The sequence below is a fragment of the Pseudomonas sp. AC463 genome, from assembly GCF_979253585.1.
Window position 1 is genome coordinate 1 of record NZ_CEEDDZ010000126.1, and the last position, 445, is coordinate 445.

General features: G+C 69.0%; 1 protein-coding gene. It reads right to left on the reverse strand.

Annotated elements, in window-relative coordinates; genetic code table 11:
* Positions 1-298 (reverse strand): hypothetical protein (locus AC0IYH_RS29405; RefSeq protein ID WP_471837568.1); only part of this gene is annotated, 298 nt, incomplete at its 3' end.
* Positions 299-445 lie beyond the last annotated feature (147 nt).

The following is a 445-nucleotide window of genomic DNA, read 5'->3' on the forward strand; positions in this document are numbered from 1 at the left end:
GTTCGCGGACGACATCCTTGCGACCGGACGACCGGTGCCGCTGCGCCGCCGCCTTGTGCGGATCGCCCGCGGCCGATTGCTGCTCCTGCTCCCGGCGTTCGATCCGCGCCTGCTCGCGAGCGCGCAGGTCGGCATCGCGGCTGGCGGCACGGGCCTCGGATTGCTGCTTGGCGAAGGTGGCGCGATCCTTGGCGCGTTCGTCCCGCGCCTTTGCGCGTTCGGCCGCCCGATCCTCGGGGCTGGCGTTGGTGCGGATGCGGAAGCCGCTCGTCGGCGATGCGCCCCAGCTCTTGTCCACCTCGCCTCCCCACCTCGTCGAACCCGTCGTTCGTGTCCGATAATGTGCCGGGCCATAGCGAAGAGGGGCATTGAGGTCATGGGAGAATCGGCCGGTCATACGCTTCGTCGAGCGCCCTCATCCGCCAAAATGCTCACGGATGTACGC